Genomic DNA, 26,198 nt, shown 5'->3' on the forward strand with positions numbered 1-26,198 from the left:
CACCCAGGCGCTGGTGATCAGTCAGGTCGTTCTTTCGTTTGCGTTGCCGATCCCGATGGTGGCGCTGGTGTGATAAAGACGCTGATAACCGCGCGCATATGTCCCTTCCGCTGGACGAATCTCAGTGGCACGATGCGCCAGCTCGACCTCGTCGACCAGTAGATCGATCCGCTTGTCCCGCGCCGAGAGCCGGATCCGATCGCCGTTGCGCACCACCGCCAGCGGGCCACCGAGCGCCGCTTCTGGCGTCACGTGAAGCACGTTGGTCCCGTACGCCGTGCCCGACATGCGCGCATCTGAAATCCTCACCATGTCCTTCACCCCCGCCCGCGCAAGTTTCTGCGGAATCGGCAGATAGCCGGCCTCGGGCATGCCTGAAGCACTGCGCGGCCCCGCGTTCTGCAGAATGTCGTCCGCGCGAACGTCCAGATCGGGGTCGTCGATGCGCGCGGCCAGATCTTCGAGCGAGGTAAATACCACGGCACGCCCTTCATGTTCGAGCAGTTCGGGAATAGCGGCGGCGCGCTTCAGAACCGCACCGCCGGGCGCCAGACTACCGTTCAGAACAATCAGTCCGCCCTCGGGACTGACCGGTTTCTCCGTCGAGCGGATCACGACCGTATCGATCGGATCGGCAAGCGGCTTGTTCAAACGCTCCTCGAGACTCTGCCCGGCGATATCGCGACACGTCACATCGAGTTGGGGCATCAGTCCGCGCAGAACGCCCTCCAGCCCGCCGGCTGCATGGAAATCCTCCCATGTAGCCGTTGCCTACCGGCTTGAGATCCACGAGTACGGGCGTTTCATCAGACAGCCGGTTGAACTCGTCGTAATCGATCTTCAGTCCGATACGACCAGCAATCGCCGCCAGATGAATCACGGCGCTGGTCGAACCGGAAACCGCGAGCAGCACGCGCAAGGCATTGCGCACCGACGCGGGCGTCACGATCTCGGCCGGTTTCGGTCCGCCACTGAGGGCCATGCGCGCAACCAGTGCTCCGGTTTCTTCGCAATTGCGCAGACGATCCGCGTGCACGGCCGGAATCGCCGCCGAACCGGGCAGCATCATGCCCAGCGTTTCCGCGATCAGCGCCATGGTCGACGCCGTGCCCATGACCGCACACGTTCCCGCCGTGACCGCCAGCCGCCCCTCCACATGCTTGATCTCCTGCGCCGAGACTTTTCCCCGCGCGGAAATTCGACCAGAAGCGCCGGCAGTCCGTGCACGCGCCAAGCCGCTCGCCGCGATGTCGCCCGGTCATCATTGGACCGGCCACCACCATTGCGTCGGCGGGCCGCTCCGCGGAGATCGCACCCATCAACATCGCCGGCACGGTTTTGCCGCATCCGCCGAGCGTCACCACCGCATCCATCGGCTGGGCACGAATCATTTCCTCGACGGCCATCGCCATCAGATTGCGATAGACCAGCGAAGTCGGCGAAAGGAAGACCTCGCAAAGCGAAATCATCGGAAATACGACCGGCAATGCGCCCGCCGCGAGCACGCCGCGCTCGACCGCCTTGATCATTTCGGGAAAGTGGCGATGGCAGTTATTGAAACCGCTCTCCGAGGTGCGGATCCCGACGGTCGGCTTGTCGAGCGATTCGCCGGTGTAAACCATCGATTTGGCAAACGACCGGCGCAGATAGCGCGCGAAGTCGTGATCACCCTAGTTCGTCAGGCCATTGTCCAGACCACGCGGTTTTTGATTCATTTCCAAATCCTTACGTTCAGGCGATGCAGCGCGGATATAGCGAAAGAAAACGTCAGATGAAACCAGGAACGAGGCGGCCTCCGACCTCGATAAGTCTAAACGACGCCTATCATCCAGATACCGCCCGGCGACGCACGCGAGACGGGATAGGCGGGGACTCACGCACTGAACGTGTTCGACGGTCGATCCCGGTTTGGGAGGTCACATGTCATCGATACGCGCAAACGATCTGCTCCATTCGACGGAAGGATTCCGCCTGCATGGCCAGGACCTCGACTGCTGGCGGCGCTGGGGGCCTTATCTGAGCGACCGGCAGTGGGGCACCGTTCGCGAAGACTACAGCGACTACGGAACCGCATGGGAGTATTTCCCCCACGATCATGCGCGCAGCCGCATGTACCGCTGGGGCGAGGATGGCATTGCCGGATTCGGCAACGACCCGCTCGACTGGTGCGTGTCGCTCGCGCTCTGGAACGGGCGCGACCCCATCCTGAAGGAGCGGCTGTTTGGCTTGACCAATGCGCAAGGCAATCACGGCGAGGACGTGAAGGAGCTTTACTTCTACGTCGATGGCACGCCGACGCACTCGTACATGAAGATGCTGTACAAATACCCCCACGATGCGTACCCGTATCAGCACCTGGTCGAGGAAAACGGCCGGCGCGGCGCCGATCAGCCCGAATACGAAATCCTCGATACGGGCGTGTTCGACAACGATCGCTATTTCGACGTCTGGGTCGAGTACGCGAAGCACACACCCGACGACATCGTGATGCGCGTAACCGTCGAAAATCGCGCGGATCAGCCCGCGCCACTCCATGTGCTGCCGCTCTTCTGGGCGCGCAACCGCTGGGCGTGGTCAGGCAAGCCCGGCAAGCCGTCGCTCACGCTCGAGCCGGCGTCCGCCGAGGGCGCGCGCGTGATCGCGCACAATCCCGCGCTGGGCACGATGATCGTCACGGCCTCGGCGCCGCAGCCGATCGAATGGCTGTTCTGCGAAAACGAAACCAACGTCCGCCGCCTTTTCGGCATCGCCGGCGCAGGCCCGTTCAAGGATGGCTTCAACGATTACCTCGTCGATGGCGACGAGCACGCGATACGCCGCGACGCGGGCACCCGCGCCGCCGCGCATGTGGCCCTGTCGCTCGCGCCGCACGAGCGCGCGGTGCTGTATCTGCGCTGGCGTCCGGCGGCACTACCGGGCATCACGGGCGACGACGTGCCGCTCGACTTCGAAGCGCTGTTCGCGCGCCGGATCGCGGAGGCCGATGAGTTTTACGCCGCGCTCCAGCACGACATCAGCGACGCCGATGCGCGGCTCGTGCAACGCCAGGCGCTCGCGGGCATGCTATGGACGAAGCAGTATTACCAGTTCGACGTGACGCGCTGGCACGACGGCGACCCCGGTCAGCCGAAGCCGCCGAAAGGACGCCGGCACGGGCGCAACGCCGACTGGCGGCATATGTGCAACGGCGACGTCGTATCGATGCCGGACAAGTGGGAGTACCCGTGGTACGCGTCCTGGGATCTCGCGTTTCATGCCGCCGCGTTCGCAATGATGGACCCCGACTTCGCGAAGAAACAGTTGCTGTTGCTCGTGAAGGAACGGTACATGCATCCGAACGGGCAGTTGCCCGCCTACGAATGGGCATTCGGCGACGCGAATCCGCCCGTTCATGCATGGGCGACGTGGCGCGTGTACGAACTCGACCGTGAAGTCACGGGCGTCGGTGACCACAAGTTTCTCGAGGTGATGTTCCACAAGTTGCTGCTGAACTTTTCGTGGTGGGTCAACCGCAAGGATGCGGAGGACCGCAACATCTTCCAGGGCGGCTTTCTCGGGCTAGACAACGTCGGCATCTTCGACCGCTCTTCCCCGCTGCCGACGGGCGGCCGCATCGACCAGGCGGACGGCACCGCCTGGATGGCCTCGTATGCGCTCGACCTGATGCAGATCGGACTCGAGCTCGCGATGACGAACAACGCGTACGTCGAAATCGCGGTGAAGTTTTTCGAGCATTTCCTGTATATCGCAGAAGCCGTCGGTTGCAGCGAAGGTTGCAGAACGGGGCTATGGGACGGTCACGACGAATTCTTTTATGACGTACTGCATCTTCCAGACGGAACCCGTGTGCCGATGCGCGTTCGCTCGATCGTCGGCCTGATTCCGTTGTTCGCCGTGCATGTGCTCGAAGAACGCATATACGGCCACCTGCCCGGCCTGCGAGAACGGCTCGCGTGGTTTCTCGATCACCGGCCCAATCTGGCCAAACTCGTATCGCGTTGGACCGAACCCGGCAAAGGCAACACCACGCTGCTCTCGCTACTACGCGGATACCGGATGACGGCATTGCTGCGCCGCGCGCTCGACGAAGACGAATTTCTGTCCGATCACGGCGTGCGCGCGCTGTCACGCGTGCATCGCGATACACCGTACGAGTTCGATCATGGCGGCGCGCACGTCTGCATCGCGTATCAGCCGGCCGAATCGGATTCGCGCGTATTCGGCGGCAATTCGAACTGGCGCGGGCCTGTGTGGATGCCCGTCAACTATCTGCTGATCGAATCGCTGTATGAATTCCATCGCTACTACGGCGACGAGTTCTGCATCGAATATCCAACGGGATCGGGCAACCGGTGCTCGCTCAGCGAGATCGCCGACGGTCTCGCGCGGCGTGTCACTACCCTCTTTCTCAAGGACGAGCACGGCGTGCGGCCCGTGATGACGGCTTATCCGCTGTTGCAGGCCGACCCGCGCTCGTCCGATCTCGTGCTGTTCCACGAGTACTTTCACGGCGACAGCGGACGTGGCGTCGGCGCTTCGCACCAGACCGGCTGGAGCGGTCTCGTCGCGCTGCTGCTTCAGCCGCGTCTGATGAAGCTGGCCCACGTGGCGGCCGATGCCACTGCCGAAAACGCGCGGGCAGGCGCGCCAGTCGCCGAAGACGCGCTGTCCGCGATGGCGCGATAGACGGGCATCGAAAATCCGGAATCGATCGAGACGCGATTCCCGAAACTCTATGTCCTCGACCTATCGGACCAAAGTCTGATTGACCGACCTGAAGGTCACGTGTCTTATTGTTTTCGGAGGGTCCACGTGGCCACCGGAAGACCCGACTCCACGGGTAAGCGAAGACATGCTCGCACCCCCACCGGGAAGTTTCCTCTACATGGGTCAAAGGCGAACCGCGAACGCTTCGGGCTCCGCTGCCGTATGAATCGTAGGAAAAGCGCAAACATGGACTGGAACCGCTGGTACAGCTTAAAGAGTTACCTCAGATCTTCCCTGTGGACTGTACCGCTCGTCGCGGTGGCGATCTATGCCGTGGTAAAGCCGCTCACTGAAATGCTCGGAAGGTGGCTGATCGGACACGACATCCTCGATCCGAAAACCGGCCTTTTTGCGCTGTCCATGACTGGAGCGCGGTCACTTGTCGGCGATATCGTCTCCGCAGACCTGGCGTTTCTGGTGTTTACCTTCGGTTCGCTGCTCGTCGCAATCCAGGTCGCTGGCGGTCAATATACCCCGCGGATCATCGCGACCACATTGCTGCGCGATAACGTGATCCGCAGCATCTCGGGATTGTTCGTATTCACGCTTCTGTTCGCCAACAGGACCCTAGGCTGGATGGGCGACAGCGAGGTGCACCAGCTTCAGGTATTCATTGCAGCGCTATTCGGATTCGCTTCTGTCGTCGCATTTCTTTTCCTGATTGATTATGCGGCGAAATGCCTGCGTCCAGTAAGCCTCGTGGCTCGGGTTGGGGAGCACGGGATCGCGGTCATCGAAAGCGTCTATCCCAACCCAACGACGGGCCGAATCACCCCGCCGAGACTTGACCACGAGCGAGGCGTCCCTGGCCGCATTGTTCGCCATAGCGGTACATCCGGCATCGTCCTGGCCGTGAATCTCGACAGACTTGTCGCCAAGGCGAGGCGCACTAACTCGGTTATCGAATTCGTGCCGCAAGTCGGCGATTTTGTCGCGGTGGACGAACCCTTGTTTTATTTGTACGGAGACTCTGACGCAATCGATGAAAACCGGCTGCGTACACTGGTTGCTTTCGGGACCGAACGCACGATGGAACACGATCCTATGTTCGCGTTTCGCATCCTTGTTGATATTGCGCTGAAAGCGTTGTCGGCTGCGATCAACGATCCAACAACGGCCGTGTTGGCCATCGATCAGTTGCAGCGGCTATTGCGTGTAGTCGGAAAACGGTCTTTGTACACCGAAGAGATAACGGATACGTCCGGACTTGTGCGCGTCATCTATCGAACGCCGAACTGGGAAGATTTCGTGCATATCAGTTTCCGCGAGATACGTCAGTACGGCGCGGGCAGCATTCAGATCGCGCGGCGTCAGCGCGCGGCGATAGAGAATCTCCTCCAGTGCTTGCCGGAGCATCGTCACGACGCCTTGCGTGTCGAGCTGACTCTGCTGGACCGTGCGATCGGCTCGAAGCATCCATTTCCGGAGGACCTGGCGCTGGCCCGTATCCCCGACTCGCAAGGGCTTGGAGGCTCGGAAAGCTCGACAGCAAGGCAACCCATCGTTTGAGAGGCAAACCATGCGAAAACTCATCATGGGCATCGTTGAGTTCCGGGAGAAAATGCTGCCGCAATACGCGCAGCAGTTCAGCAAACTCGCGCTCGCGCAGACACCTGATGCGCTCTTCATAACGTGCTCGGACAGCCGGGTCGTGCCGGATCTGCTTGCATCAACCCATCCCGGCGATCTCTTTACGATGCGCAATGTGGGCAATCTGATACCACCGGCGACTGCGGAGGGCGTCTCTACCGGAGATCTTTCCGAGGCAAGCGCGATCGAATATGCCGTGCTGGTGTTGAAAGTCGCGAATATTGTCGTGTGTGGACATTCGGAGTGCGGCGCGATGAAGGCCGTCTTCTCAAGGAACGCCAAGCTGAAATCGCCAAACCTCGATAAATGGCTATGCCACGCCAACAACGCAGCGTTTCGCCTCGAACAGGAAGGTCCGCTCGACGACAGCCTGAAAGCGCACGATCAATTGTCGCAACTCAACGTACTCGTGCAACTCGAGCACCTGATGACCTACCCGATCGTCCGCCAGCAAGTCACTGCCGGGGCACTCGTATTGAGCGGCTGGTGGTTCGACATCGCGACGGGCGCCATGTATGCCTATGAGCGCACGAGCCGCTCATTCGCAGTCATCGATCGCACAATGGCTGACCGGATGGTTGCGCGCCTTGCCGCACGGGCGAGATGACGGTTTGCGAAGCCCGCAACGGAACCGGCATGTCGCTAGCGACCAATGCAATCCCTGCGTCGCGATGCAGACGGCAAGTTCTGTTTCAATGTTCGCTTCCGCACACTTTCTGGCAGAAGAACATGTCACCGCGAATATTGCTATCTACAGTTCATGCGTCGGATCTTAAGAGGCGCGCGTACGCAATCTGCATGCATGAAAACGGGCGATGTTTCGCAGTCGGCATGGAGATGAGATATGGGAGTGATTGAAGTCGAAATACGATCACCGAACTTTGTGGCAAGCGCAGTTTTGGTTGCCAGAACGTGGCATGCAGCGCCTGTTGGCAACGGCATTGACTCACACTGGTGGTGCGGTTGAAAATACTTCTGTCGACGGGCGATGTCTTCCAGTCGAAGCGATTTCCAAGTCTGCAGTTGAAGAACTTCAACAGTGTGTCGCTCGGCTTCGAAAGTGTCCAATCGGCTTTCCTCCTCGGCGCGGAAAATGCCTTCGAGAACGCCACCGATCTGCTGACGTTGATGCATCAGCGGCTTTTGCACGCTTCGTCCGGCATACCGGAACAGTACAAGGAAACATTCACCAGCTATTTCGGTAATCCAGACGACAAAGTGGATGTCGCGGCGCTTGGATTCCAAGGCGGCTCAGAACTGGGGTTGTCCGGTAGTCAAACCAGAAGCGCGTTGGTGCGCGCGGTGCTGCAATGCGTCTGGAAGGGCATCCAGATGAGGCCAGTGCGCCTCTATTACGGTGGCGGCAGCGTCATCCCCAATGTCCGGGCCTATGCCCCCGACCTCAAGACAGTTCGCCGTAACGGGAAAATAAACATACACCTGGCGATCGACTTCTTCGGTCTCGAACCACAGGTGATTCATGACGAAACGAGCATTAGCCGTGGCGCGGGCCTTATTCACGAGTTCACTCATGCACTGGCCGGGACGATAGACGTCGACCAGGCATTTATGCCAGGCCGATGCTGGGCGCTCGCAAAGGATAGGGATTTCGGACCGCGCGTGCTCGCCAATGCGCAGAGTTATGCATCGTTCGTTGAGGACGCATTCGGCTGACGGTTGCGCAGTCGACCGCATTCAGCCGCCCGCTGTTTGGATGGCTGAGAAGGGGCCCTTATGCACTTTTGAGCGGCGCATCGAGCGGGTCTCCCGCCTTCAGGCGATCAAGCGAACGGCCAGCGCTTAGTGCACCTTCCGTTCCATTGATCGCGGGCCCCTCACTGTTACAGCAAAGGCGTAAGCACCTGGTCAGATAGAACGAGGCTTCGGAGTCGTCAGCACAACGCTGCGATATCGCGAATTGGGTGCAGTGCCAGATTATTCGTCATCGTCCCCGTGATGATGATGATGGTGCTCCCAGCCCCTGTGCCAACCATGGTCATGGTGCCAGTGCCTGTCACGGTCGTCGTTGTATTAGTACCCATAGCCATATGTGTAGCTCTAGTTGGCAGATAAACGTGAAGTGTCAGCCTGGTAACCGTTTGTAAGGCGCTGTGCCCTCCGATTCTCTGCGTGCTTACGAAGCACTCAACGAATCGCCATAGACACGAACACGCTCACCAACCTGAACCGTAGGCTGCGTGTCGTAGTTGAAGTTTCGATAACTGCCATCCTGCATTCTGACTTGCACCTGGTAGGTGGCATCTTTGCGTACGGCATGTTCGATACCGTTACCGGCAAGGCCACCGCCAACTGCACCCGCTATCGTCGCCAGAACACGGCCGCGCCCTTGATCAACCTGATTGCCCAGCAGCCCGCCTGCCACCGCACCGCCTACGGCGCCGAGCCCGGTGGTCGGCTCTTGCGTTTGGACTGCGTTGACCGCGACGACTTCACCTGCATTAGGGTCGACGGCAGCCGGTCGAGGTGGCGGCTGGGTGGCATCACGGTAAATATCGTCGTGCGCGTACGGGGGCGCTGGCGACGACGCACTGCTATGGTGGTGATGAACGTGGGGTTCGCTCACCGTGTCGGTCCGCGTGCCTTGTTGCTCCGCATACGGTTGAGCCGAGTCGAGCGGCGTGCTGGCTGGCTGGACGGCGACCGCTGCAGTTTGCGACAGCGGCGGCGTTGCCGCCCGGGATATCGGAAGCAGACAGGTCATTGCGGCGATGCCGGTGCCGCTGGCGAGAATCACAGCAACGGCAGCTCCGGCGACCAGAGGATGAATGCGGCTGTGCGGGGACGAATCGGAAGGCAGGTTTGTGTTCATTGCTGGCTCCATGGTATGTGCCTGCAAGAACGCCAATGCCATCAAACCGGTGGATCCTGCTATTGTGAGATTTGTAAGCGGTTGTCGCTCGCCGGGACGCGTTGGCATCACCCGCTCCAACGGGCCACGATGCGTCACGCGCCTGCAAGCGATCCGCGTGCGGTGCGTGCCTCCGGTAGAGTCGTGAAAGAGAAAAGTGCTTCGGCTGCTGTAGACCGCATTCGGCAGTAGCCGGCCATTTTCGGCCACTCGACCTCGAAGGCTAAATCGTCGACGATCTGCTCGGCTGTGGGCTGGGGGTGCCAATGACTTGAGCCGCGCGGCCGGCGGACTTAGAACGTTTGAGGCACGTCGGCTCTGGTAATCATATAGGCGGCCCCCCTCCGTTCGACTCGAACGGCTGGCATATCGGAGGTGCGAACACCGACGTGACGCACAGGAGGCCGGCTATATGATTATCAGAGCCCGCAGGAGTGCTCCGGATATCCGGAAAAACCGGCCTCGAATCATCCGGAGATCCGGACATCGTCCAGTCCGTGAACGGAGTGGCTTTGCTCGGGAGGGCTGTGTCAGTTGCTTATGAAGCGCATCCCATGCGCGCCCGGCACGCCAGCAACGATGGTCGTGAACTTGCCGGTCGAGTAATCCATCGCGAGAAGCGAATCCGTGACGCTACCTGAGGTGCTGTAGCCCTGGTTTGCGGGGAACGCGCCACCCTTGTAATCGACGCGGTAGATGTTGTTCGACACATCGTTGTCGGTGAAAAGAATGAACGACCTTCCCGTCGGCGGAGCGAAACGCGTATCGTCGACTTTGAACGGCGTTCCATTCAAGGTACGGTCAAGTACCGACACGCTCTGTTGCGGCGTTCCAATGTTACCGATCGTGATGAGCGAGTGGCCCGCCTGATCGTCCAGGATGACATTGCCTGCCGGGTCCAGGCCGAGCGAATCAGGATCGAGCACGTTCAACGTGCGCGGCGCGCCTGTCAACTTATCCACAGCTGCTCCATTGCCGAGCAGCGTGTAAGCGGCAGCGGTCGTCGTTGCAGAGTCGCCGTCGAGATCAAAGTGTTGTCCATCGGGATCGATCGTAAGCCGTGCGATAACCGGGAACGGGTTGGCATTCGGTCCGGGCGGCGTGGCATTGTGCGCAGCGGTCTTGAATTCGCCCGACAGCGTCACATACACGCTGCCGTTCACCATGACCATATCGTCCAGACCGCCGGTGCCGTCGCTCCCTCCCGATTGCGGCATGAGCGTCTTGTTGTACGTGTAGGAAGAGACCGTGCCCGCGGTCACCTTGATCACGGACACCACGGGGTTGCCATCTTCGTTTGAGCTCGCCCAGATGGTATTGGAGTCGACCGTCACTAGACCATCGACATGCCCTTTCACGGCGAACGTCTTCAATAGGTTTCCATTCAGGTCATATTGGATGACTTCCCCGGTCGTCTTGCCGGATGCCACTGGTTTGCCGGCAGAATCCTGATCGTCCTGATAGCCGACGAAGACACTTTGCCCGTCAGCTGAGACCGTCATATCGTCAGGGAGTGACGACGTTGACGGGCCATGCGCAAACACCGAGATATTGTAGTTCGGGTCCAGTGACTTGACGCCCGCCGGTAGCGCTATGGCCGTAGAGGGCTGGACGCGGCCGCTGTCAGGAGAGACGCTTCCACCGCAAGCAGTCAGGGACAAACTCGCGGCAACCGCAAGTGAAGTCAAGGCTAAACGCATCAAGCACTCCTATATTAAAAAGGCTGGGCGGTTTCAAAGGTGAAGCGCAACAGCGAGTTAATGAACTGAACCTTACGTGCCGAAGGCGGCAGTGTCTTGCCGATGAGCAGCACCTGATGTTAACCTTCATTGATTTCCCGGGAATGACAGTTCTTTCGATTTAGATTACGTTTTGCTCACCTCAACTTCTTGCACTGCGAGGTCCGCTCAATGAGCCTGCCGCTATCTCGCTCCGCAAGTCGGATGAGATCCGTCGCTTACCTCGCTCCTAGCGGTACGGTCAACTTGTTGTAGTGAGGCAGAGGTGGCGCCGAGAATCCGGACAGGTCGGTAAGTGGAAAAGCTGGGACGTGAGTCGGTCATAATGGCCGGCAACAAGGAACCAGAAGATGACGAAACGCAACCGACGGACACACTCACCGGCGTTCAAGGCAAAGGTGGCACTCGCGGCGCTCAAGGGCGACAAGACGCTGGCCGAACTGGCCCAGCAGTTTGATGTGCATCCGAACCAGATCACGACTGGAAGAAGCAACTGCAAGAGCGTGTTGCCGAAGTGTTCGAGACGGGCCAGACATCGGCCGAGCCCCCGGTCGATGTGAAGGCGTTGCACGCGAAGATCGGGCAATTGACTCTGGAGAACGATTTTTTGGAAAGCGCGCTCGGCAAGGCGGGATTGCTGAGCGTAAAGCGATGATTGATCGCGAGCACGCATTGCCGGTGAGCCGGCAGGTGCGGCTGGTGGGCATTGCCCGTTCAAGCGCCTACAACCAACCGCACCCGGTCAGCGAGGCCGATCAGGAGCTGATGCGGCGGCTCGATGAATTGCATCTGGAGTTCCCGTTTGCCGGTGCACGAATGTTGGTTCGCCTGCTCAAACGCGAAGCTATCAGGGTCGGGCGCAAACACGTCGGCACTCTGATGAAGCGCATGGGCATTGAGGCGCTGTACTGCAAGCCGAACACGAGCCGCCGTCATGCGAAGCACAAGATCTGGCCTTATCTGTTGCGGGGCATGACGATCAATCGGGCAAACCAGGTCTGGGCACTGGATACGAGCTATATTCCGATGGCGCGCGGCTTCGTCTATCTGACCGCCGTGGTGGACTGGGCCAGCCGAAAGGTACTGGCCCACCGCGTGGCGATTACGATGGAAGCGCTGCACGCTGTCGAGGCGTTGGAAGAAGCGTTTGCGAAATACGGGCAACCTGAAATCGTCAACACCGACCAGGGCAGCCAGTTCACCGCGACAGCGTTCACCGACGCCGTGCTCAGCAGGGGCATCCGCCTGTCCATGGATGGCAAAGGCGCCTGGCGCGACAACGTATTCGTCGAACGCGTGTGGCGCAGCGTGAAATATGAAGAGGTGTATCTGAAAGCCTATGAATCAGTCAGCCATGCACGCCGCTCCATCGGCGATTACCTGAACCTTTACAACCAGAAACGGCCCCATTCGAGTCTGTCCGATCAGACGCCGGATGAGGCATACTTCGCGACGCTGCCAGCGATCAAATCGGCAGCTTGATGACCCCGGCGCTTCCACTTATAAATTCGATCTGACTGTCCGAACCAACGGCGCCACCTCTTGACCGCTAGCATGGGCAAACTTCGGGTCGAAATAGACGAGATTGATTGCGTGTTTGATAAATGCGTCGGGAATGCCGTCGCTCGCCCAAGTATCGCCAGCTGAAGGATTTTCTTGGTCGTTTATCGAATCGAAGGCCTGTTGTGGAGACAGACCTTTGTCTCGATGAAATGCGGCAGCGACGTATATCCTCCCTTCGTTAATGCATCCACCGTGGGCGTATGTCGGTGGCGACAGCAGAATGAGAATGGAGAGCGCAGCGAGAAACCTTTTCATCACGCATTCCTTATTGAAGAAGTTCACCTCTTGACCTACTACTTCTCGTCCGTTCCCGGCAGTCCCTTCAAGTTCTTGCTTTCGATTCTAGAGCCTGCTGTGCGCTAACCCAACACTTTCCGGTTCCCTGCACGTCGCGCCGCACACCCTCAAGGACCTTCGCCGCTATGGCGGGGTGTCCCTATGCTTCGCGAGCGATTTCAAGCAGCGGCGTCCACGCGTCCTTGCCGTTTTCCGATTCGTGAATCAGTTTGCGCGAGCGTAGACAAGCGCCGCACAACAGCTAATGTAAGAGACGACGTTGGACATGCGATTGCTCGAATCGAACTCGTTGAGATCGACCTTGTAGCCTGTCAGCGGAGTGAGCGTGCGCTCCCACTCCAAGTGATGTGCAACCCACGTGACCGCTGCGCTTTCGTCGTATCCAACCGCATCAATTTCCATGGCAACGTCAAGGTCACTGACAACATGATGCGTACCCTTCAGCCGACTCCCGAACACCCACAAGCGTCGAACGTGGGGCTGGGTCTCGGCCCATGAGCGAAGCGCGCGCATCGCATCAAACAGAGCGTCTTCGATCATCGTGCTTTTCCGTTATTCAAATGGGTTCAACAGACGAACACCCGTCGCCGAAAAATCGTCAACGTTCCGCGTTACGACAACTAGATCGTGAATCAAAGCCGTTGCCGCAATCAACTTATCCAAGAGGTGCTCGGGATGGGGCACACGAAGACGTCCCCAAACCTGTCCAACGTCCTCGTCAATCGGGAGGATGTTCTGCGCGTACTCAATCAAGATCGTTTGAAGCCAGGCGTCAAGCAACGCCGCTTGCGCGACGTCGCCCCGGTGCCTGACGATTTCAACGCCCCGGCGCAGTTCCCCGACAGTCACGACTGACATGTAAATCTCGGCGTCGCTCTTTGCCGCCTGTCTGAAAAACTTTCTGACGCCGCTGTTCGCGCGATCGCGCTTCCTTGCTTCACTGATGACGTTCGTATCAATCAAATACACGCGCGACCTCACCCGCGTCGTCAACGCGCTGGAAATCCGCGTCTTCGCCCACATCGGGCATGGCCATCAACACTTCCGCAAAGCTCTTTCGCTTCGGTCGCCGCAGCGCTCTGGCAAGAATTTCCCTGTGCTCAGCCTCCGAGCTGCGGCCATGAGCAGCCGCCAACTCGCGCAAGCTTTGAACAAGCGCGTCATCCACTCCACGTACCAAAAGGTTCGCCATATCTACTCCTTGCTCAGTTGTTATCAATGATAGCATGCCAGGCAGAGATTGCAAGCAATGATAGCGAGACGGTCACCAATGCACTCATCAAACACGCCTCCAAACTACCGCAGGAGCTCTATAAGTCGCTGACATGGGATCGGGGAACGAAGATGGCCGGGCACAAACGCTTTACCGTGGCCACTGATATCCAGGTGTACTTCAGCGATCTCCAGCATCCATGGCAGCGCGGCTCGAACGAAAATACGAATGGGTTGTTAAGGCAGTACTTCCCCAAGGGCACCGACCTGTCAATGTATTCGTAGGCCAAACTCAACGCTGTGGCAAGGCGACTGAATGAGCGTCCAAGGAAGACGCTGGACTACGAGACCGCCCGCCGAACGATTCCATCGAACTATTGCATCCACCGGTTGAATCCGCCACCCTATCGCGCCATTCGACCGGGTGGCGGGTGGAACTTTTGAAGTACAGCGGGAATATTTGAAGTACAGCGGTCGTTTAGCCTTCTCTGGCGCTAATTCGCGGAGCAATTTCTCACCAGTTCGACGAAGGAGGGTAGACATGTCTCAGGTCTCTAGGGGTCTCAAAGCGGCGGCCATGATTGTCCTCGCCGCCGGTTTCACAATCGCGCATGCCGCCGCTGACGATGCCTATGTCGTCACACCGCTCGTGTCCAACGTCGCAGGCGCTGCCCCGAAGGTCGACGGGGTACTGCAGAACGCCTGGGGTATTGCCTTTAGTCCGGCAGGAAGTCCATTCTGGATCAACGACAATGCCACAGGCTGCTCGACGCTGTATGACGGCGAGGGGACAAAGGTGACGACGCTGCAGGTGTCCATCCCGCTGCCAGGCAACGTCATACCGGCCGGCGCCTGTCATCCGGTCCTTCCCAAGAGTCCACCGAATCCCACGCCCGCGGCGCCAACCGGGATTGTATGGAATCCTTCGTCGGCGTTTCTCGTGCCAGGTACCAAGATCCCGGCCGTATTCATCTTCGCAACGGAAGACGGCACGATTTCCGCGTGGGCCGGCGGGTTGAATCCGGCGAATAACGCCGTGATCGCGGTCGATAACTCGTCCTCTCCGTCCGCCGCGAGCGGGGCCGTCTACAAGGGGCTCGTCTTCGGTGTGAACGCCAAAGGCGGATTCCTCTTTGCGACGAACTTCCGCTCAGCCCGGATCGATGTATTCGGGCCGAGCGGCACGAACGGCCTGTTCACGCCCGCGACGACGGACGGCGGCTTCGCGGACCCGGACATCCCAGCCGGCTACGCGCCGTTTGGTATCGCGAACATCGATGGCGACCTTTTCGTCACGTATGCCAAGCAGGGCGATCAGAAGCACGACGATGATGCGGGCCGCGGTCATGGATTCGTCGATGTGTTCGATACAGATGGCCACCTCTTGCGCCGCTTCGCCAGCCGAGGGCCGCTCAACTCGCCTTGGGCGATCACGCGCGCGTCGTTTGCATTCGGCCGCTTCAGCGGCAAGATCCTGATTGGCAACTTCGGCGATGGCCGAATCAATGTCTTTGACAATGACGGCAGGTTCGTCGATCAGCTGGAGGATGCGTACGGCAATCCACTGGCTATCGACGGGTTGTGGACTTTGACTCTCGGTGGCGGCCGCAATTCGAGTTCAGACACGCTGTACTTCTCGGCAGGTCCTAACAAAGAGACCAATGGACTGTTCGGTACCATAACTCCAACAAGCGCCTCCAAGGCACATGAGCACAGGCAATAGCCGGCAGTCACGCGTGGCTCCCTGCGCAGCTTCCTGGCGGCGACCTCGTGACCGCCAGAAAGTGGGTCGTGCAGCGCAAAGGGACTGTGGGTGTCCTCACGAACATCGAGAGCGTAGACCTCTCCCACATTGATCGTCGTACCCACCGCAGACCGCGGCCTCGTCCGGGAGTCGCGAATGCGACGTTTGCCGTCAGCTGGAGATCTCGAGCCTGGAAGCCGTAAGGGTGGCTACTAGGCTTAGCAGGTTGCGGAAATACCTCGCGCGGAAGTCATCGCGACCGATAGTAAAAGCGTTGAGCGGACAGCCAAGAATCGCTGGTGAGTGGCTGAAGATGTTCTTGCAGGATGCCTGCCATTGCGCGCCGTGTCGGTCAACCGCGTCCCGATTCAATCGTTATGACCGGACACGATGGCGGCGTTCCTGGATGTAGCCGATGAAACCTCTCCGGTCTTCCGAGCGGCCTGACCTCCCCGGAACCCGTTTGCCGAACAGACACGTTGGCGACTCACTTCGAGCGACGTATAGTGTGGAGAACGCCAAACAGGCTCGCGGAATTATCCCAGCGGACGCTTCCATGAGGCCGAAAATATTTACCTCCAAGCCGTGTGCGATCCGGTGCCTGTCACGTGCAGACCCCGCGAAAGGATCATCATGACTTTCGACATGCGAAGCGCTCTCCATGCTGCGCCTGCATTCGTATACGGGTGTCTTGTTCCCGTCATTGCGTTTGCGCATACGGGCCAAGGCGACATATCCGGTGGCTTGCTCGCCGGATTCAAGCATCCGATTTCTGGCCTGGATCATGTCGTCGCGATGGTTGCAGTTGGATTGTGGGGTGCGCAGTTGGGGAAACCTGCGATCTGGGTGCTGCCGATCACCTTCCCGATCGTCATGGCCTTCGGCGCTGTTCTCGGCGCCCTGGGGGTCCCGATTCCGGGGATCGAGGTCGGCATTGCCTTGTCGGCACTCTCGCTCGGTGCGGCGGTGGCGCTTGCGTTGACTCCGCCGCTCTGGCTTGCGGGTCTGCTGGTTGCCGCGTTCGCCATCTGCCATGGACACGCACACGGCGCGGAACTGCCTGGATCCGCGAATGCGATGACCTATGCGATCGGCTTCGTCGCGGCCACCGGCACACTTCATGCACTTGGCATCCTGATCGGCACGATCAATCGCTGGAAGGTTGGCGGCTACGCGCTGAGAACAGGCGGAGCCCTCATTTCCAGCTGCGGCGTGTATTTCCTCACGTACGCGATTCGGGGAGCGTGACGCATGCGTGCGTTGCGCCGGGTGGTCTGGTCAGCGGCTTGCGGTCTGATTGCGCTGATGTTTGTTGCGTCAGCCGAAGCGCACGCTGTTTATCAAGGCGCGGGCGACTTTTACGCCGGGATGCTGCATCCGCTGATGTCGCCGGAACATGTATTACCCATGCTGGTGCTCGGCGCCTTGGCAGGGCAAAACGGCCTGAAGCGATGCGAGTTCGTGCTTTGGGCGTTTCCGGCAGCAATGGCGGCCGGCGCGTCCACCGCCCTTTCCTTTCCGGACTTGCACGGCATATTCCTGTTCAACCTTGTCTCGGCCGTACTGCTGGGTTCCCTCCTGGCGGCTGCATTTACGCTTCCGTCATGGCTGATCCTGATTTTAGCGGTCGTGTTTGGCCAGAGCCACGGGTACGCAAACGGGTCAGCAATTATTGGCCAGATCCGCCCAGGCGTTTTCATAGCGGGCATGGCGTTCGCGAGCTTCATCCTGACGGCCTATACGGTTGCTGCGACGTCCTTCTTGCTGCGGCTACGGCCAACCTGGATCGCCATCGCAGTGCGCGTCGCGGGCAGTTGGGTCGCGGCGATCGGTCTTCTCGCACTCAGTCTCAGTCAACGCGCTTTGCTGCTTTCGTGAGCGGTCACGTCCATGGCCGTCGCGGGCCTCTACAGTGCAAGCACTGTCAGCCCGGTCGTTCGTTCATAAATCCACATTGTTGCGAAAGCGGTGATGACTGCCGATCCGCCGTATAGCGTTGCCAGGCGAAACCAGAGACTCGAACGATAGATGTAAAGAATTGGCAATAGCAGCAAGACCAGCGAGATCTGTCCCATTTCCACACCAATATTGAAACCGGCGAGGGCTGCCGCCAGATGGGGCGTGGGGAGGGCCATGCTGGTCAGCACGCTCGCGAAACCGAATCCGTGGATCAAGCCGAAAGCAAACGCGACCAGCCAGCGGCGCGCCCGCACCAGCGGCACAATATTGTTTAGTGCGGACAGCAGAATCGTCATCGCAATAGCGACTTCCACCCACCGAGACGGCAACGCGACGACGTGCAGCGTCGCAAGTGACAGCGTGATGGCATGCGCGGCAGTGAAGGCGGTGACGAGCTTCAATACATCGATCGCGACCGCACGCGGAGAGTCGGCAGGGCGCCATTTTTTTCCATGCAACACGCAAGCCGCCGGCAACATCAGTGACAGGAGGAACAGGGCGTGGTCGACGCCGCGCCAGATATGCCACATGCCCTCCCCGACGAAATCGATGAATGTGCGGCCGAGCCCCTTCCCGCGTATGTCCAGGATCTCACGCGGATGATCAAGTCCAAGAATCGCTGTGGTGGTCGCGCCTTTGCTCACGACGTGCACGAGACCTTTGTGGAGCGTGTCCACATCAGCAAACAAACGATAGTCAATGCCAAGCTGGCTCGGACGAACTGGACAGTTCGCATTGAATTCCAGCACCGCGTATGCGCCGTCGCTGTGGTGGTCGATCAGCATGTTGCCGGGATGAATCACGCACGCCTGTCCGTCACCCGTCAACTTGATCCGCGTGAACGCATACGACTTAATGTCTGCTTCGCGGATTCGGACCTCGCCCCACGTCAGCTTGCCGTCCCCGTTGGCGTCGAGAATGAGTGGATTGTCCAGGTCGCGAAGTGCGATATCCCATCGGCCCGCAATCGTTTTGTCGTCGACTGTAAGCGTTAAGTAACTGTCGCTGGGCTTGTGGGCGTGCACCGTAGGGGCCCAGCACAACACGAAGAGAGCAAGCCACGCGAACGCTCGCCGTCTCATGCGACGGAGTCGATGTGCGTCGCCAGCATCGCGAAGCGGGCCCCGAAGACAAGGCTAGCCAACCGCGCCTGGAGTCTCGTCAATTCCGGATCGCGCAATCGCGCGGTGTTGAGCCACAGCATCGCGGGAGCGGCACGGGCAGGCTGCCGCGCGGCGACCGCCGCCTCCATCAAGATCCGGCAATCCGCGACCTCCTTCTGCACCTGCCAGTCGGCCTCGGCCAGGCTGAGCGCTTTTTCCGGATCATCAAGGAGTTTCAGATTGAAAATGGCTTCCTCGCGCAGATGCACTCGATCACCCCGTTCGGCGGACGCCGCGAAGCGGCTTGCCAGGTCTTCGACATGACGCGCCAGATCTTCATTCAGCCCTGCCTGTTTCTCTGCGAGTGCCAGGCGAAGGAGCAGGTTGTCGTTGCGGATGTCGCCCGCTAGCAGGGCGAGGACCTCCTTCGGCCGGTTCCGGTCGAGCAGAAAGTCAGCCCAGGCAGCTTTAAGGTACGCGTCGCGCGGATTAACAGCCAGCGCCTTGCGAAAAAACTGTTCGGCGGCTTCCTGCCTGCCCATCCAGACCGCCATTTCGGCTTGACTGACCAACAGCCAGTGGTAGAGCGGATCTGCCGGCGGTATCTGCGCGGCAAGGCGTTGCATGAGGAGAGAAGCCTGCTCGGGCGTGCCGCTGACGGCCGCTACATTGGCGAGGCAGATCCCGGCGACGACGGTATTCATCAATATGAGGCGGCCGCAACTCTGCCTGGCGTCCAGATAGCGGCCTTGCACCTGCAGGATATTCGCACGGATCAGCCACGCCTCCACGTTGTCGGGCTGGGCGCGAATTGCACGGTCGAGATCATCGATTGCGCTCGCAAAGAAATGATTGCTTTGCCGAACACTGGCGCGCAACACCAACGCGCGCGGCGGCGGGTCTGGTTGCCGGAGCCACGGTTCGATTGCGGCTTCGGCCTGACCGAGGTCGCGCGGATCCTGATCACGCCGAAATCGCTCCAGGTGGCGCTTCGCGAGTTCGGCCGCAAGGTCGAAGTTGTAGCCGTCCGCGACCAGTGCCCCGTGCATGCTCACAATGGACGAATTAAGTGCATCGTGCGCACGGGGCGGGAGCGTCTCCAGAACCTGCGAGTCCTGTTGCGGTCTCACGGGAGCCGCGTCAACCGACGCACCTCCAAACCCAGCGAAGAGACACGCTCCCCAAAGAACGCGTCGTATGGTGACTCGAACTGACTTATACAAGTTGCGCCTGGTCTGTCATCAATTTATCGCACCAGGGATCGGCGTGGTCAGATAAGGGAAAGCATTGTCGAATACGCCGTCGTTGATTGCTGCGCCGTCTGTCAGCGGCGCCGCTCCGGCTGGCGCGTCGGAAGGCGAGCAGCCAAAGATTCGGGGATTATTGACTGTACACAGCACGCCTATCACGACCCTGAGGGACGCGGTGACGACGTCGTCCCCTGGCCGTCGTCCGTTTGGAAAGCCCGCATTGTCGCCGGCCAGGACGCCCAGATTATTCTGACTGCCTTTGGGTGTGGGCGGAATGGACGTATTCAGACGTAACATTTCGGACGGCGTGACCGTTCTTAGCTGATTAAGTCCCTGAAATCCTGTCAGGAACGTGAAAACCAGGTCGAGGCGCGGGAAGTTGGTAGGCGCTTTGGCCTCGGGGAAAAGGCTCTCTATCAGCGCCGGAAGCGTGGGATTCGTCACATAGTCCGCAAACTGCCCATCGTTTGCCGGCTTCGAATTGTTGAACTTGTCCTTGTCCTTCAGGCCGATCACGAGTTCGTTGACCAGTGGCATCCCGAGCCGGGAAACTTGCGTCCAGCCCCCCGCTGATGTTTCTGGCGTGTGGTTCACGCTACCTGGATTTAAAGCAAGCAGTCGCTCGTGGCGAATGCTGGACGTCGTCCAGCCACCGATGACCGGGTTGCGGTGGTCGCCAGTCAGACAATGGGTCGGCAGTTCGAGCGCAATCGAGGTGATGTTCTTGTCAGCCAGATCGTTCTGGTTCCCGTTTCGGGGACCCAGAGGATTAAGGTTAAGCAGGTCGAACGTCTTGCCGAGCGCCACCGCAAACGATTCCTTTCGCTGGCCCACAAAAACGCGACCGGGAGCCCCGCACCCGGGAATGTTGATCGTGTAAACATATTGCCGCGCGTAGCTGGCATAACCACTTACACTGCCAAACGTCTTGGTCCCTATAAAGTCCGTTGGTTTGGTGAACGTCGTAATGCCGCCCGGGCCCGTGACCACTTCCCCAGACTCGTCGTGATCGGTGCCACGCAATACCTTGAGCGTGTACGTTTCGTTGACGTTCAAGTTCGATGAATCGCCCACAGACACCGGGCCCGCCTGAACGAGAGGAATTGCCACCTGCTTGCCGCCGACGTTCAGTGCTTTATTATCCACCGTATTCTTGAAACGAAACCGAAACGTCAGGTGCTCTCTCCCATCGCCCACATTGTCGATGTGAATTTCGTATAGTGCATCGGGGTCGAGGGCGAAATAATTCGGGCCGCCGTAGGCATCCTCCAAAGGCGAGTAATTGGCGATCAGCGTCACATAGCCGCGTCGGTTCGGTTCGTAGCTGTTGAACATGTAGAAGTCAGTGCCATCGACCTTCGGCATCGTTGCGATCAGCGGCGCCTCACGATGGCTCGATGCGTAGGTGCCGCCCATGGCGCACAAAAGTAGTGCGGCGCCAAGCACCTGCCTTGACGCGACGTAGACCGGCCGATCTTTAAATCTCGAAGTAAGCATGGCAGCCCCTCAAAGATATGACGTCGCAACCGTTTTGCCCACAGGGGGACACTGTCAATATAGGAAAGATTCGACGCAACGATGTGGATTTGGTTTAGGTACAAACCCCGCATGCGCGGGTTGATGGCGCGCGTTCAACGATCTGCATATTCGTTTAAATAAAAAATACCTTGGACCGGTTGAGAATGGGGTATTCACGATCCTGCTTTCTCAGACGAGGTGCAAGAAAAGTTGGCCGACACCACAAAAGACTGAAACAGGCGATTGCCGCTGTTGCTGGATTCGCAGCCGAGGCTGTAGTCCAGGAACCTCATGCTGAAAACAAGGTTGTTGGGCTGCAGCTACAACGCGCAGGTCGAACATGGCCGCGGGCAGCATGCGGAGGCAATGAAGAACGCGGGCCACCACCGGCCGCCAACTGTTTGCTCAGCATTCTCTTGTAACTCTCCAGTTTCGCTGTTTTCCGATTTCGAAGACGACTCACACTCACGACCCGTTGCAGCCGGTGGGCATTCGATCGCCAAATGACTGATCATCGTCGAACTCCGGCTGTTGGAATCAAGGGGCTGATCCGCTCGACCAGAGCCTTTCCCACGGGCGTTGCAAAGTAGCGCGTCGCTATCGATGTGCTGCAACGACAGGACAATTGTGCTTCGCCTCAGCGCGCAACGACGAACGATGTGTGCATGCCCATCTCATAGTGCCCCGGCCGGTTGCAAATCAGCACGTAGCGTCCTGGCGCAAGCTTCAATGACAGGCGCTTGGTCGAACCTTGCGCCAAGTCTTCCACCTCGCCCATTTTCTTGAACCGGCTTTCCGTAACCAGGCCTTTGTGGACGGGCAGATGCGCGTCGTCCACGTCTGTCCTCAGCACCACGAACTCATGTTCGGTATTGCCGTTCGCTGCGTTGTTCACCTCGAACGTGACGCGTCCGGCCTTCGCTGTGCCGGGATCGAGTTGAATCGTGTTGTCCGTTAGCTTGACATGGATCGTTTCGTCCGCATGACCGCTCAGCGGCACAACGCCGAGCGCAATCGCCGCCAGCACGAACGCAGTATGGTTTCTGTCGATCATGATATTTCTCCTCGAAAGGGCCGCGTTGCCGCAAGACGCGTTGAACCACGGTGCCGGGTTCGCCGGCTCCGAAGGCTAGTGGAGCAACTGTTCTCTCGATGACCGTCGCGCCTCAGTAGGCACGTTCGCCAATATGCATGGTTAGGAACCCTCGTCATCGTCGTGGCCGCTGGAGACCACTGTTCGCGGTGCACATCGCTTCGCCTTCACGCAACGGTGCAAGCAGGCTTGCACGCATTGCGCGCGTGAATTCATCGCGGATGAAGGACCGTGCTCGCCAGTGCAGGCGAACCTCGGTAATAGAACGTGAGTGGGCTTCGAAATATTCCGCCCGATGTCGCGTGGGAAGTCGCTTTCCGGCACGCGCCGTGGCGGAGAACACAAACGATTCGAACGATCGGAGTGGCTTCCCGGTTCACCGACGTGCTGCCTGGCTCGCCAACGCGCTACTTTCCAGTCGCGCCCCGCAGCCATCATTCGACGTGGCGAAGCTCGCGGCGAAGAATCTCTCCGACGCTTGACGTCAGCCCGAGATCTCGCGTCTGGAGCCCGAAAGGGTGGCTACCAGGAGCCTGTCGGACTTCAGCGCCCGCCAAGCAACGGCCTGAACGTCGGGCATATTTCGCGAGCTACAGGACAATCAAAGAGTTGCGCATCCCGTTTTTAAATCGTCTCGGGCGATTGTCGTTGCATCGACCGCGACCTTTTGAAGGTAATGCGTTCGATATCCAAAAACCTTGTCCCGGAAGCAACTGGCCTTAGCGATATCCATTGGGTTGTCATGTACCTCTGCCAACGGTCACGAACAGTGGCGTTGTGGCATGCTCCTCTATGACGCACTCTTTACATGGTGCAAGGACGATGCGCATACCTCAATGCACGGCCAAGCGAGCAGTCAGGGCACGGCTGTCTACATTGCTCCGTCCCGAAGGCGTCGACCCCGGCGCCTCGATCCTGCTTGTTGCCCGTGGACTGCGCGGCATCTGCGATGGTTTTATCGCGGTGCTGCTACCCGGATATCTGCTGGCGCTCGGCTTTGGGCAACTGGCTGTCGGGCTCATCAGCACGACCACGTTGTTCGGATCGGCCGTTGCGACGGCCCTGGTGGGTCTCGTAGGCAATCGCTTTGCACAGCGGGGCCTGTTGCTCTTCGCGGCGGTGTTGATGACGGCTACAGGTCTTTGTTTCGCAGGCCTGTCTTCGCTGTGGCCGCTACTCGTCGTCGCGTTCATCGGCACGCTGAACCCGGGTTCCGGCGATGTCAGCCTGTTTCTTCCGCTCGAGCATGCAAGGCTCGCCGAATCCGCAACGCGTGACGCACGAACCGCCCTGTTTGCACGATATAGCCTCATCGGCGGACTGTCCGCCGCAGTCGGCTCCCTCGCGGCTGGCCTGCCCGATTCGATCAGCGTCCACTCGGGCGTTTCGCCACTCACGGCGATACGCGCGATGTTCACCGTCTACGCGACGGCAGGATTCGTGATCCTGCTCCTTTACCGGCGTCTGCCGGCACGCGAGTCCAGGATCGACACGCCGCGCGTGCCGCTTGGGCCTTCACGCGGAATCGTCACGTGCCTTGCGCTGCTCTTCAGCGTTGACGCCTTTGCGGGCGGACTTCTCGTCAACTCGCTGCTGACCTTGTGGTTGGTCCAGCGGTTCGGCCTTTCGCTCGGCGCAGCCGGCCAGTTCTTTTTCTGGGCAGGGCTGCTTAGCGCCGGCTCTCAACTGGCCGCGGCACCGTTGTCGCGCCGGATCGGCCTGCTCAACACGATGGTGTTTACGCATATCCCCTCGAGCGTATGCCTGATTGTCGCAGCGTTTTCGCCCTCCCTCACGCTGACCCTCGCGCTGCTCCTCGCACGCAGTGCTCTTTCACAGATGGACGTGCCCACGCGCAGCGCCTACGTGATGTCGGTCGTCACGCCCGGGGAGCGTCCCGCAGCGGCGAGCTTTACCGCGATTCCGCGAAGCCTGGCTGCAGCGCTCGCGCCCACCCTTTCAGGAGTATTGCTGGGCCTTGGGTGGCTCAGTGCTCCGCTAGTCGCGTGCGGCGCGCTGAAGATTGCCTACGATCTTTCGCTGCTCGCCGCATTTCGTCACGTCAGGCCCGACGGAGATTCGTCATGAAAGAACATATCGGCACGAACCGTCGCCGGGCTGCGATGTTGCTCGTCATTCTTTTGATGGTCGAAATTGCGGCACTGGTCGTCCATCACAGCGCGACCGCTGCCGGCACTCCACCCACGGTCGAACTACCGTTGACGCACGTCGCCGACATCCCGCTGCCAGGTCGCGCCACCCGGCTCGATTACGAGAGCTACGACCCTGACCGGCATCTGCTGTTCATCGCACACCTCGGCGACAGCGAAGTAATCGTCTTCGACACGCAGAACTCACCTGTTGTCGCCCGCATTGGAAACATTGCCGCCGTTCATGGCGTCCTGGTGGTACCGGCACAGTCCCGCGTGTACGCGTCGGCGACCGGCACGAACGAAGTTGTTGCTATCGACGAGGCCACCCTGAAAATCACCGCACGTATGCAGGGTGGCGTTTATCCGGACGGAATGGCATATGCACCGGACACCCGGAAACTCTATGTATCGGACGAGACAGGTGGGACTGAAACTGTGATCGATACCCAATCCAATCGCCGCACCAATGCGATCCCTTTGGGAGGCGAAGTCGGCAACACCCAGTACGATGCAACATCCCGTCACATCTTCGTCAATGTCCAGTCGCGAGGACAACTAGTCGAAATCGATCCATCGACCGACGCAATCGTCGCCCGGATCGACCTGCCGGGCGCACGCGGCAACCACGGCCTCTATATTGTTGCGCAACGACACCTCGCGTTCGTCGCGTGCGAAGGCAACCACAGACTGCTGACGCTGAACCTGCTCACCAGGCATGTCGTCTAGTCATTCGACGTTGGCGGTGATCCCAATGTGCTCGCCTTCGATCCAGGTCCGGGCACGCTCTATGTTGCTGGCGAAGCAGGCATCGTGTCGATGTTTACCGTGGGTCTCTCAACCGTGTCGAAAATCGGCGAAGGTCGCATCGGGCCCAACGCGCATGTGGTTAGTGTCGATCCATCAACGCATCGCGCCTATTTCCCGCTGAGGAACGTCGACGGACGTCCGGTGCTGCGCGTCATGGCGCCCCGGCGGGTTTTGCCGTCGCTGTGAAACGATGACGGACATAGGAGCATCGACACAAAAATGCGCTCAATCCTCGCGGGACTTTTGGCTGCTACCTCAGCCCTCGCTGCTGCTCCGACGTAAGCGATCGCATGCTGGCCGACAGGACAGGATGACTTTGTATGCGTCCGACTGATACGGGATGCCCGACGCGAACTCTTACGAAGGCGATTGCGAGAAAAACGTACCATCGTCGCTCGCGACACCTGGTGACAAGCCTTCTGTTGCTCCGACCATGCTGCGGGCGCCGCATGGTGGATCGCAGTAGGAATTCAAGGGAAATCCCCTCTTTCTCGGGTCAGTGGCACTACGACTGGCCGTTTCCTGGCACACTTC

At 59.6% G+C, this 26,198-nt stretch carries 18 protein-coding genes and 5 pseudogenes; 11 read left to right on the forward strand and 12 right to left on the reverse strand.

The window, feature by feature from the left end:
- Positions 1-21: 21 nt before the first annotated feature.
- Positions 22-1,156: pseudogene (locus OKW43_RS40695) on the reverse strand (dihydroxy-acid dehydratase).
- A gap of 85 nt (positions 1,157-1,241) precedes the next feature.
- Positions 1,242-1,622 (reverse strand): annotated as a pseudogene (locus tag OKW43_RS40700) (dihydroxy-acid dehydratase); the annotation flags it as partial.
- A gap of 298 nt (positions 1,623-1,920) precedes the next feature.
- Between OKW43_RS40700 and OKW43_RS40705 the strand changes: the two are divergent.
- The 4 genes from OKW43_RS40705 (at position 1,921) to OKW43_RS40720 (ending at position 8,031) form a co-directional block, all read left to right on the forward strand.
- The gene (locus OKW43_RS40705) at positions 1,921-4,686 is read left to right on the forward strand and encodes an MGH1-like glycoside hydrolase domain-containing protein (protein ID WP_429454446.1); all 2,766 of its coding nucleotides are present in this window, start codon (positions 1,921-1,923) and stop codon (positions 4,684-4,686) included.
- A gap of 267 nt (positions 4,687-4,953) precedes the next feature.
- A complete protein-coding gene (locus OKW43_RS40710; protein WP_187638562.1) occupies positions 4,954-6,276 on the forward strand; it encodes a DUF2254 domain-containing protein in 1,323 nt (440 codons plus the stop codon).
- A 10-nt stretch (positions 6,277-6,286) separates the two neighbouring features.
- Positions 6,287-6,964, forward strand: coding sequence for a carbonic anhydrase (locus OKW43_RS40715; protein WP_187638561.1), 678 nt, complete (start codon positions 6,287-6,289; stop codon positions 6,962-6,964).
- Positions 6,965-7,320: 356 nt separating this feature from the next.
- On the forward strand, positions 7,321-8,031 hold the full coding sequence (locus OKW43_RS40720) for a hypothetical protein (protein ID WP_429454449.1): 711 nt from the start codon (positions 7,321-7,323) through the stop codon (positions 8,029-8,031).
- Between the two features lie 460 nt (positions 8,032-8,491).
- Here OKW43_RS40720 and OKW43_RS40725 read toward each other — a convergent pair whose 3' ends face one another.
- Together OKW43_RS40725 and OKW43_RS40730 are read right to left on the reverse strand one after the other, a co-directional pair.
- Positions 8,492-9,187: a glycine zipper 2TM domain-containing protein gene (locus OKW43_RS40725; RefSeq protein ID WP_429454451.1), complete on the reverse strand. Its 696-nt coding sequence runs from the start codon at positions 9,185-9,187 to the stop codon at positions 8,492-8,494.
- Positions 9,188-9,756: 569 nt separating this feature from the next.
- On the reverse strand, positions 9,757-10,926 hold the full coding sequence (locus OKW43_RS40730) for a hypothetical protein (protein WP_429454453.1): 1,170 nt from the start codon (positions 10,924-10,926) through the stop codon (positions 9,757-9,759).
- A gap of 389 nt (positions 10,927-11,315) precedes the next feature.
- On the opposite strand from OKW43_RS40730, the pseudogene OKW43_RS40735 reads away from it, so the two are divergent.
- Positions 11,316-12,447: pseudogene (locus OKW43_RS40735) on the forward strand (IS3 family transposase).
- A gap of 18 nt (positions 12,448-12,465) precedes the next feature.
- Here OKW43_RS40735 and OKW43_RS40740 read toward each other — a convergent pair.
- The 4 genes from OKW43_RS40740 to OKW43_RS40755 all read right to left on the reverse strand — a co-directional run bounded on the left by OKW43_RS40740 (position 12,466) and on the right by OKW43_RS40755 (position 14,017).
- Positions 12,466-12,783, reverse strand: coding sequence for a hypothetical protein (locus OKW43_RS40740; RefSeq protein WP_187639099.1), 318 nt, complete (start codon positions 12,781-12,783; stop codon positions 12,466-12,468).
- A 246-nt stretch (positions 12,784-13,029) separates the two neighbouring features.
- Positions 13,030-13,365, reverse strand: coding sequence for a nucleotidyltransferase family protein (locus tag OKW43_RS40745; RefSeq protein WP_429454455.1), 336 nt, complete (start codon positions 13,363-13,365; stop codon positions 13,030-13,032).
- 12 nt (positions 13,366-13,377) lie between these two features.
- Positions 13,378-13,794 carry a type II toxin-antitoxin system VapC family toxin gene (locus OKW43_RS40750; RefSeq protein WP_429454457.1) on the reverse strand — a complete coding sequence of 139 codons (417 nt, stop codon included), beginning with the start codon at positions 13,792-13,794 and terminating at the stop codon, positions 13,378-13,380.
- Positions 13,781-14,017 carry a FitA-like ribbon-helix-helix domain-containing protein gene (locus OKW43_RS40755; RefSeq protein WP_120295467.1) on the reverse strand — a complete coding sequence of 79 codons (237 nt, stop codon included), beginning with the start codon at positions 14,015-14,017 and terminating at the stop codon, positions 13,781-13,783. The genes OKW43_RS40750 and OKW43_RS40755 overlap by 14 nt, the downstream gene beginning before the upstream one ends.
- Before the next feature lie 59 nt (positions 14,018-14,076).
- On the opposite strand from OKW43_RS40755, the pseudogene OKW43_RS40760 reads away from it, so the two are divergent.
- From OKW43_RS40760 to OKW43_RS40775, 4 genes and pseudogenes are all read left to right on the forward strand, one after another.
- Positions 14,077-14,431: pseudogene (locus tag OKW43_RS40760) on the forward strand (IS30 family transposase); the annotation flags it as partial.
- A gap of 147 nt (positions 14,432-14,578) precedes the next feature.
- Positions 14,579-15,760 (forward strand): TIGR03118 family protein, encoded by a 1,182-nt coding sequence (locus OKW43_RS40765; protein ID WP_187639102.1) that lies wholly within the window; start codon positions 14,579-14,581, stop codon positions 15,758-15,760.
- A gap of 654 nt (positions 15,761-16,414) precedes the next feature.
- Positions 16,415-17,029 carry a HupE/UreJ family protein gene (locus tag OKW43_RS40770; RefSeq protein WP_429454460.1) on the forward strand — a complete coding sequence of 205 codons (615 nt, stop codon included), beginning with the start codon at positions 16,415-16,417 and terminating at the stop codon, positions 17,027-17,029.
- A 3-nt stretch (positions 17,030-17,032) separates the two neighbouring features.
- The gene (locus OKW43_RS40775; protein ID WP_187639103.1) at positions 17,033-17,659 is read left to right on the forward strand and encodes a HupE/UreJ family protein; all 627 of its coding nucleotides are present in this window, start codon (positions 17,033-17,035) and stop codon (positions 17,657-17,659) included.
- A gap of 29 nt (positions 17,660-17,688) precedes the next feature.
- Here the strand turns inward: OKW43_RS40775 and OKW43_RS40780 are convergent, their stop codons facing one another.
- The 4 genes from OKW43_RS40780 to OKW43_RS40795 form a co-directional block, all read right to left on the reverse strand.
- Positions 17,689-18,765: a HupE/UreJ family protein gene (locus tag OKW43_RS40780; protein WP_312893000.1), complete on the reverse strand. Its 1,077-nt coding sequence runs from the start codon at positions 18,763-18,765 to the stop codon at positions 17,689-17,691.
- Between the two features lie 53 nt (positions 18,766-18,818).
- Positions 18,819-19,973: a hypothetical protein gene (locus OKW43_RS40785; protein ID WP_429454462.1), complete on the reverse strand. Its 1,155-nt coding sequence runs from the start codon at positions 19,971-19,973 to the stop codon at positions 18,819-18,821.
- A 111-nt stretch (positions 19,974-20,084) separates the two neighbouring features.
- Positions 20,085-21,590: a DUF4331 domain-containing protein gene (locus OKW43_RS40790; protein ID WP_312893001.1), complete on the reverse strand. Its 1,506-nt coding sequence runs from the start codon at positions 21,588-21,590 to the stop codon at positions 20,085-20,087.
- Positions 21,591-22,248: 658 nt separating this feature from the next.
- Positions 22,249-22,665: a cupredoxin domain-containing protein gene (locus OKW43_RS40795; RefSeq protein ID WP_429454464.1), complete on the reverse strand. Its 417-nt coding sequence runs from the start codon at positions 22,663-22,665 to the stop codon at positions 22,249-22,251.
- Between the two features lie 831 nt (positions 22,666-23,496).
- On the opposite strand from OKW43_RS40795, the gene OKW43_RS40800 reads away from it, so the two are divergent.
- On the forward strand, positions 23,497-24,792 hold the full coding sequence (locus OKW43_RS40800) for an MFS transporter (RefSeq protein WP_429454466.1): 1,296 nt from the start codon (positions 23,497-23,499) through the stop codon (positions 24,790-24,792).
- Positions 24,789-25,850, forward strand: a pseudogene (locus OKW43_RS40805) (YncE family protein). The gene OKW43_RS40800 and the pseudogene OKW43_RS40805 overlap by 4 nt, the downstream one beginning before the upstream one ends.
- Positions 25,851-26,198: the final 348 nt, after the last annotated feature.

The sequence above is a fragment of the Paraburkholderia sp. WC7.3g genome, from assembly GCF_050436345.1.
Classification (GTDB): domain Bacteria; phylum Pseudomonadota; class Gammaproteobacteria; order Burkholderiales; family Burkholderiaceae; genus Paraburkholderia; species Paraburkholderia podalyriae.